Genomic DNA, 8,275 nt, shown 5'->3' with positions numbered 1-8,275 from the left:
AGCCTTCCAAGCTGGTCACGTGGGTTCGATTCCCATCACCCGCTAATGAAAACGGCCCGTTTTGATTCAAGAACGGGCCGTTTTTTTATTCATTATAATCATAAACACAATCGCAACTGATCTCGATCTGCCTCCTCACAACCTTTTGCCATGACAGGAACCTGTGAGTTTACCCGTACGATCGATAAATACCGGGTTTGCGTAGGCAAATCTCGGCTTGCCGTCCGATGATTCCATTGAAGTGACTTCTACACGGTAATAGCAGTCGCCGGTCGCGTCATTGTCCAGCTCAACCATGTATGTCGAAGCCATCGGCTGAACGGCATGGATAACTTCTCCGTTTTTAACGATGCTGACCGCGACAAGAACCGCCGATGCGCTTTCGGAATTTACATACAGCTTCATTCTTACCGATTTTTTTCTCTTGGTGTTGATCCTGAGCGTTTCGCCCATGATCGTACCTTCAATTTCGAAATAGATCGAGGGACCGGTGGTCGTGAAGAGATTTCCGCGGCGAACGGCGTCAAAAAAGTGCGCCTTGTTATGATGGGTGAGATAAACGCCATTTTTGACTTCGCCCACATCCGAATCATCATAATCGGCGCTTCCGATGACGGTGTTGGCCGTGTTGTGGGAATCGCTGTTCCCCACGCAATAGATAGGATGATCGATTTCGCCGTTGATAAACGCCATCAGGAGATTATCCCATGAATTGAGCGGAACGGACGGCGTTGCGCCCTTATCGAGGAGCCCTTGGGGAGTGTTGGGGCCGAGCCACTGGCCGACCCCCTGGTACAGGGCCTGCTGCAAAGACAATTGCATGGTACCCCCGTTGTAGGGCAAGCTCACCGGCATCTGCAGATATTTGTCGCCGTAAACGGAAAAGCTGTTCAACAGGAGGCCCATGTTCCACGCATCATCCGCGCCCAAACCCAGCTGCCGGGCGAAATCGGCGATATCCTTGATATGGCTCATGTTGATCACCTCGATAAAATCGACATTATAATCAAGCTGCGTCGTCCCGGTGGTGTGATTGTGCACCGCTATCCCTTTTTGTTCATGGATCCAGTCCGACCACTGGCGGAACGATGCGGGATACATGGGACCGGTGCCGAAGGGATTTTTCGGCGACACCCAGATTTCTTCAGGAACCAGTGCGTCGGCCGCATTGCCTACAAAGGGATTTTTAACCCCCCAGGCCAGCATGTGATCGCGGCAGAGCAGGCTCTCACTGCCGGTAATCTCAAACGAGGGGATCATCATCAGATCCCTGTCCGAGAGGGCCTCGCAGGTGTCGACGATATCGTTCCATTCATTCATGTCGACGATCTGCTTCGCGTGATTGGTGACGAAAACCGCGTTAAGACCGCGCGCAATCGCCGCTTCTTTTACATCGGCTATCGAACCGCTGCCATCGGAATGCGTCGTATGGATATGGCCGTCAAAGTAGAATACCCGGGGTCTGCCAAAGTAGCATGACAACTGGAATAGCACTGTCAGGCCCGCAAGTATGAATAGAAACCGTTTCGTAAACATACAAACCTCCTTGAGCAGTTAAAATTATTGAAAAAAATAGATGAATGGCGCAAGCATGATCCCTCGCCTCGGAAATAGAACGATCGGAAAAAATGTACGATTCCTACAACAAGATATGGAGATACTTTATATTTATAATTAGGGAGCCTTAAAAAAACAGAACTGCGTGCTCCCCTGCAGGCATTTATAATTATAATTAGAATTTCACAATGCTGATACATTGAAAGATCTAATTTGCAGAAATGCCCATAAACTGTTTAAACTGTTTCCAGGAATTAATCAACAACAAAAATAATTACAGGTTGATAAATACTTGGGGAATGGCATGGGTTATGATTGGAGACTTTACCCCTCCACGGGAAAGGAAATGCAGAACCTGGCCCCCTCGCCGCCGGCATACTCGACCGTAGCGCCGAGCTGCGTCGCCAGGGTGCGCACCAGGACCAGTCCCAGGCCCTTTGACTCGTTTAAATTGAAGCCGGCCGGCAGTCCCGCGCCGTCATCGGCCACCGTAAGGATGACATTGTCCCCGCGGCGGACAAGGGTCATGGCGATGGCACCCTGTTGCTCTCCGGGAAAGGCGTGCTTCATGGCATTGGTCAGGAGCTCGTTCAGGATGAGTCCGGCCGGGATCGCCCGCTTCGTGCTGATACGGATATCCTCATGGTCCATCCGGAGCTCCACCGGCCGCGCGCGGCCGGCGTTGAAGGTTTTCATGAGGTATTCGGCGAGCTGCCGGAGGTACTGGTCGAGCCGCAGCTCCTTGATCTCCTGTGTCTCATAGAGCATGTCATAGACCTGGGAAACGGATATGATCCGGTTCCGAATGTGCTCCAGGATCTCTTTCATGGCCAGGTTGTCGATCCTGTCCGATTCAAACCCCACGAGGCTCGCGATGATTGAGAGGCTGTTCTTGACCCTGTGCTGAAGCTCCCGCAGCAGAGACTCCTTCGCCTCCAGGGCAGACGCGAGGGCCTCCTCTGACTTTTTCCGCTCAGTGACATCCAGCATGACGCCGCTGAAGACGATGCGGTCCCCGTGTCGGATCGGGAGTGACAGCCCCTGGAAGTCAATTCTTTCTCCGCCTGGCTTCTCGAAGGAGCCGGTGAAATTCCACGGGGCAACCGAGGCGACGGCCCGGTTGATGGACTCAAGGAACCCTTCGCGGTCACTGTCCGCGACGCAGGCCGTGAAACGCTCGAAAAAATCAGTCGGATTGCCGTCGAGGCCGAAGACCTCCATGACGCTGCCGGCAACATAATCGAGCCCCATCTCACCCTTATCGGTCGCGTAGAACTGGTAGACCACGCCGGGCATGTTGCTTACTATCCCCTCTATAAGCTCCGCCTTTTGCTGGAGCTCCGTCTCGGCTTTTTTCCTTACGGAAATGTCCCGGGAGACGCCATGGATACCGACGATGGTACCGCCGGCGTCCCTCTGCCACGAAAGATTGCTTTCAAGCCAGACAGTGAAGCCGTTCTTATGGTAATATTCCATTTCCAGGAAGATATTCCTGTCCGGATCGACGCCGCTCTCCTTCTCGCGTTCCAGCTCTTTCTTGAGGAGGCCGGCGGCATGGGCGAGGGACGCGGGGATTAACTGCTCGCCGGGGTTCTGGGCCATCCGCTCCTCCGGGGTGAATCCGAGGATTTTCTCGATGGAAGGGCTGATATAAGTGGTGCGAAGGTCAAGGTCCGTAGTCCAGACTATGTCATTCATCTTTTCAGCAAGCAGGCGAAACATGGTCTCGCTCCGGCGAAGTGATTCCAGGGTGTTCCTCTGCTCGGTGATATCGTCAAATGCCAGAAATCCCGCTATGATCGCGCCGTCCGGACTGAGAACGGGCGCGCTGTTGATAAGCAGCCACCGCTCGGTCCCGTCATCAAAGCGTATGCGCCCTTCCCTGTTCCTCGTAACCACGCCCCGCAGGGCCAGGACAAGGGGCGTGTCTTTAGGCTCCATTGGCTTCCCATCGGCGTCCAGGTCCTGCCAGGTCCTTTTCAAGGCGAGGAGGCTCTGGCCGATGTAGGACGTTTCCGCATCAATGCGGAGGCAATCCCTGCACGCCGGGTTGCTGATGATGATTTTAAAGTCTTTTGCCCCGACCAGCAGCATCGGTATGGGCGTCTGATCGAAGGCGGACCTGAGGATGGCCCAGGTCTCGGCGAGCTCTTTCTCCCTCTTCCGCCGTTCGGTGATGTCACGGCAGAGGGAAAAGATCCGCACACTATCCCCGTCACGCACAACGGCCGCGTTGATCTCGACCGGAATAATGGAGCCCTTCCCATCCTCATAATCCATGACCAGGTTTCTCAGTATTCCCTGGTCTATAAGCCTCTGCCACTCCTCGCGGGTTCTCTCAAGATCATGGGGCGCCGTCCATTCGGAGACGTGCTTGCCTATGATACAATCAAGATTTTCGCGGCCGGTCAGCCTCTTGTATTCATCGTTGGCTTCGAGCACCCTTCCTTCTCCGTCAAGTATCACCATGCCCGTGTTGGTTATATCAATGAGAGCCCTGTACTTCCTCTCGCTTCGCCTCAGATCAGCCTCGTGGCGCATGAGGTCGTCCTGGGACCGTATTAGCTCCTCGTTGGACGCCTCGAACTCCTCCAGGGTCGCCTGGAGCTCCTCGTTCGTCGACTGGAGCTCCTCGTTTGCCGCCTGGAGCTCGCCATGGGCCTTCTCCAGCTCGTTCTTTGCCCGGGACATTTCCTCCCTTGACTCTATGATCGGGGTAATGTCGCTCGTTATGGCCAGGAGGTATTTTTTATCTTCGACAGGCACAAAGAAGGCATTCAAGAGGCAGTGGGCGACGGTGCCGTCTTTTTTATATAGATCAAAGGGATAGTTGACAACTTTACCTTCGTTGACGACCTTCGCGGCCAATACTTTTTCGTCGTCCGATTTGACCCAGTTCTGAAACATCGGGGCGCGGCCGCCGATCAATTCTTCCCTGGTCCACCCGGTCCATTCCACGGCCCTGTTGGCGTCGATGATGAAACCTGTTTCGTTTTCAACGATGATGACGGCGTTGGGAGTGCATTGAAAGATGGCCTCGAATTTTTTTTCGCTTTTTCTCAACGAATCCTCGGCCTTGTCCTTCTCCTTGAGTATCTCGATGAGACGCTCCTCCCGTTTTCTCAGCTCCCGGTGGGCGCTGTAAAGCTTGAAGGCCATGCGGATGGAGGCGTTGAGCACGGTTTCGCCGGAATTCTTCACCACGTAGCCGTACGAGGTGATCCTCTCGGTCCTGTCGACCACCTCGGGCTCCGTATGGCTTGACAGAAAGACCACCGGGACGTCGTTCTTCTCGAGGATCATCGCGGCCGCCTGGGTGCCGTCGATGCCGGGGCCGAGATCGATATCCATCAGCACCAGGTCAATGGCGCCGTTCTCCCGGAAAATGCGGACCCCCTCTTCGCCGCTGTGGGCCAGGACCGTGCGGTAACCGTTCCGTTCCAGCATTTTAGCTTCGGCCATCGCGATAATGGCCTCGTCCTCGACCAGGAGGATGGTTTTAGGATCCCCTGACATTATTAACGAATGTCCCCTTAGAGCGCTTTTTTGTGAGGCCGTGCATTGATATCGACTTTAGTAAAATCCGGTGAATTGATCCTTCAGGTATCGGGCCGTATCTCGTACGCATACTGATGATAATATAACCGTACTGATAAAAAAGTCAAGCCTTTCGACTGGACTATGATGCACCGGTTTACAATCCCTCGCGATTTGTACAGACATAATGTAAAATCAGAACTATTTGACATTTATTGATTGAAAATATTACATGCCGAATTCACCGTCATGGATGGCATGACATCCGTATAACACCATAGAGGAAACCTCATGAATATCGACATTACCGCGCTGCTGCCCAATTCCCGCTGGTCCGTCATCTTCAGGGACAGCGGCTCCTGGCGGGCCGGCCTGTACCGTCCTGAAGCCGCCCGGCCGGAGGACGTCACCGTGCTGGAAAAGCACACCTGCCCGGAGCTCTTTGTGTGCCTCCAGGGCAGGGCCGGCCTGGTGCTGAAAAACGATGACGGCGAAACCATCGTCGAAATGGCGCCTCACCAGGCCCTGCTGGTGTCGGAGTACCATAACGGGTTCTCCATCGATCCTGGGGGATATTTCCTGGTGATCGAGCGCACGGCCTTTACGACCGAGTACATCGACCGCGCAACCGGGGTGTTCATGAAGAAAGTCGAGGTCAGGGAAGAGACGGCCCCATGAAAAACATCTGCGTATTCTGCTCATCAAGCTCGGCAGTGTCCGGAGACTATTTCAGGGCAGCCCGCGACCTGGGACGAAGCCTCGGCGAGAACAACTTTACCCTCGTGTATGGCGGCGTGTCCGTCGGCCTCATGGGAGAGCTGGCCGGCGCGTCAACCGCGAGCGGCGGGACGGTCATTTCGGTGATCCCGGAATCGATCAGGAACAAGGGGATCACCTATGAAAAGGCGGACCGGATCATCTTCACGAAGGACCTGCGCGAGCGCAAAGCCGTGATGGAAGAGATGTCCGACGCCTTTATCGCCCTCCCCGGCGGCTTCGGCACCCTTGAGGAGGTTATGGAGATACTGACCCTCAAGCAGTTAAAGCTTCAAGCAAAGGCGGTGGTTTTCATCAACACCAACGGCTTTTACGACAACCTTTTAAGATTTTTCGATACCATCTACTCTGAAAGCTTCGCTAAAAGAATCTTCCAGAACCTTTACAGTGTGGTCCCCGACGCGGAGAGCGCCATCAGGGCGCTGCGGGATTATGAGCCAGTGGAGCTGGAGAGCAAGTGGTATTGAATAACACCCTGAAGGCGAGGTCACGTGACCTCGCCTTCAGGGCATTATAAATTCTTCTTGTAAAAAATATCCTCCCGGGTCATCATCATGACAATCCCATTCCGAGGAAGGCGCCATGAACTACAGGATCATCTCTCCCAGAGAAGAAACAGCGGTCATAACCCTGAAAAGGACCCGCACCTTTGAGAGGGTGCTGGGGGCCCTGTGCCTTATCATCGGCATTATCTTTTTTCCCGTAGGACTCATCCTGTTTTTCTCCCCCGGCATAGACATACATTATCCTATCTTCTGCACCGGCTTCGGCCTCCTCTTTCTCATGGGTGGCGTCATGGTAATCACCCAGCTTAAAATTCCGGAATACCTTCAATTCGATAATATCAACGGCGCCTGCGTCATAAAAGAAACGGGGAAGGACGACACGGAACGCGCGGTGATCCCCTACGATGAGATCAAGGGGTTTCAAGTGCATTCACACCAGGGCAACCGGTCCACCTCCAGGGTGGTGGAGATGGAAAAAAAGGACGGCTCCTTCTGGACCCTGTTTTCCGTACAGAGCGAAGAGAAGGCCGAAGCCTTCCGCGCCGACCTTGCGAAGCGGGTGAACCTGGCCGCGGCGCCGAACATAGCGGGCCCGACGTTAAAGCCGGGTCATATAACCGTCGCCTCCGCCGGAGGCGCCACGGCCTTTACCTGGAAAAACAGGTACGCCTTCAGGACCTATATCTTTCTCATCACGGCGCTTTCCTCGATGGGCATGGTCATATACGGGTCAAAACCCTTCGCCACCGGGCCCGTCCAGTATTACATCGCAGTGGGCGTTATCTGTTTCATCACCGCCTTCGCGGTCCTCTCCCTCCTGAACAACATCGGCAGGAGTCACCGCGTGGAGATCACGAAAGACGCCTTCACCTACCGGAAGCTCGGCGGGATCGTCAAGACCGGCCAGTTCGCCATCCCCATTGGAGAGATAGACGCCATATTGTTCAATTTTTCCCTCTCCACCGGCGAGACGGCGATTTACGTTTTGAAAAAAGAAGAGAAGGAAGCCCTCCTTGATATCAAGCGGGGGACCTTCCAGAAGAGCGACATCTTCAAGGCCATCTCCCTGATGAAGAGCATCAGGAAAATCGAGGTGGGCGACCTCTCCATTGCCGGAAAGGTCGCCCTGGAAAATCTTCTGCAGAAGACCGTCTATGAGCAGAGCGGGAAAAAGGGGCTGTGAGGTAGCCGACTATTCGTACGATAGGATCATGGTGTCGTTTGTGTTACCCGCCTTACTGAATAACCTGTGGCATTTCGCACCACGATAATTATCCGGTACTCCGTATTGGACGTCAGACCTGTAAATCGTACTCTAAGACCAATGCTGATCCAGGTCTGGCGCGTTAGGGACCTGTTAGGTACACAGTCTGACGTATCGATGCGCCGGAGGCATTCGATGAAACCACGATAATCCGATATAACGTGCTCGGGGTCAGGCCCACGAAAGAGGTCCCTGCCAACGTGGATACAGCCTGGGGACCGGCAAAAGCGCTGCCTACAGTCCCCTGCCCATCTACAGTTATGGTCCCATTAAGGCCGATGTAGGCAACCCCTGTCGTCACCGCCGGAGTGCCTGATGACGTGAAGGACACCGGGTCAAGATCGACCTGGGTCGAGGTGCTGGTGGCGTTAATAGATAGTGGACCCAGTACCGGCGCTGCGGGCCCGGTTAAGTACACCGTCTGACGTATCGATGCACCGGAGGCATTCGATGAAACCACGATAATCCGGTAGTACGTGTTCGGGGTCAGGCCCGCGAAGGAGGTCCCTGCCAATGTGGATACAGCCTGGGGACCGGCAAAAGCGCTGCCTACAGTCCCCTGCCCATCTACAGTTATGGTCCCATTAAGGCCGATGTAGGCAACCCCTGTCGTCACCGCCGGAGTGCCTGATGA

General features: G+C 54.5%; 5 protein-coding genes. 3 read left to right on the top strand and 2 right to left on the bottom strand.

Annotated features, from left to right (window positions below; genetic code table 11):
- Nucleotides 1-135: 135 nt before the first annotated feature.
- Together KA369_21795 and KA369_21790 are read right to left on the bottom strand one after the other, a co-directional pair.
- Complete coding sequence (locus KA369_21795) at nucleotides 136-1,536, bottom strand: PHP domain-containing protein (GenBank protein ID MBP7738623.1); 1,401 nt, start codon at nucleotides 1,534-1,536, stop codon at nucleotides 136-138.
- A gap of 345 nt (nucleotides 1,537-1,881) precedes the next feature.
- Nucleotides 1,882-5,073: a PAS domain S-box protein gene (locus KA369_21790; protein MBP7738622.1), complete on the bottom strand. Its 3,192-nt coding sequence runs from the start codon at nucleotides 5,071-5,073 to the stop codon at nucleotides 1,882-1,884.
- Nucleotides 5,074-5,385: 312 nt separating this feature from the next.
- On the opposite strand from KA369_21790, the gene KA369_21785 reads away from it, so the two are divergent.
- From KA369_21785 to KA369_21775, 3 genes are all read left to right on the top strand, one after another.
- The gene (locus tag KA369_21785; protein MBP7738621.1) at nucleotides 5,386-5,772 is read left to right on the top strand and encodes a hypothetical protein; all 387 of its coding nucleotides are present in this window, start codon (nucleotides 5,386-5,388) and stop codon (nucleotides 5,770-5,772) included.
- Nucleotides 5,769-6,338, top strand: coding sequence for a TIGR00730 family Rossman fold protein (locus KA369_21780; protein MBP7738620.1), 570 nt, complete (start codon nucleotides 5,769-5,771; stop codon nucleotides 6,336-6,338). The genes KA369_21785 and KA369_21780 overlap by 4 nt, the downstream gene beginning before the upstream one ends.
- A gap of 115 nt (nucleotides 6,339-6,453) precedes the next feature.
- Nucleotides 6,454-7,560 (top strand): hypothetical protein, encoded by a 1,107-nt coding sequence (locus tag KA369_21775; GenBank protein MBP7738619.1) that lies wholly within the window; start codon nucleotides 6,454-6,456, stop codon nucleotides 7,558-7,560.
- The last annotated feature ends 715 nt before the right edge of the window (nucleotides 7,561-8,275 follow it).

This window comes from Spirochaetota bacterium (assembly GCA_017999915.1).
In the GTDB taxonomy this organism is placed as follows: Bacteria; Spirochaetota; UBA4802; order UBA4802; family UBA5550; genus RBG-16-49-21.
This window is presented reverse-complemented; position numbering and strand designations above follow the sequence as displayed.

Bases quoted from the DNA above. Each gene is read 5' to 3' on its own strand.
- KA369_21795 (MBP7738623.1), bottom strand. From the start codon at position 1,536: ATGTTTACGAAACGGTTTCTATTCATACTTGCGGGCCTGACAGTGCTA.
- KA369_21790 (MBP7738622.1), bottom strand. From the start codon at position 5,073: ATGTCAGGGGATCCTAAAACCATCCTCCTGGTCGAGGACGAGGCCATT.
- KA369_21785 (MBP7738621.1), top strand. From the start codon at position 5,386: ATGAATATCGACATTACCGCGCTGCTGCCCAATTCCCGCTGGTCCGTC.
- KA369_21780 (MBP7738620.1), top strand. From the start codon at position 5,769: ATGAAAAACATCTGCGTATTCTGCTCATCAAGCTCGGCAGTGTCCGGA.
- KA369_21775 (MBP7738619.1), top strand. From the start codon at position 6,454: ATGAACTACAGGATCATCTCTCCCAGAGAAGAAACAGCGGTCATAACC.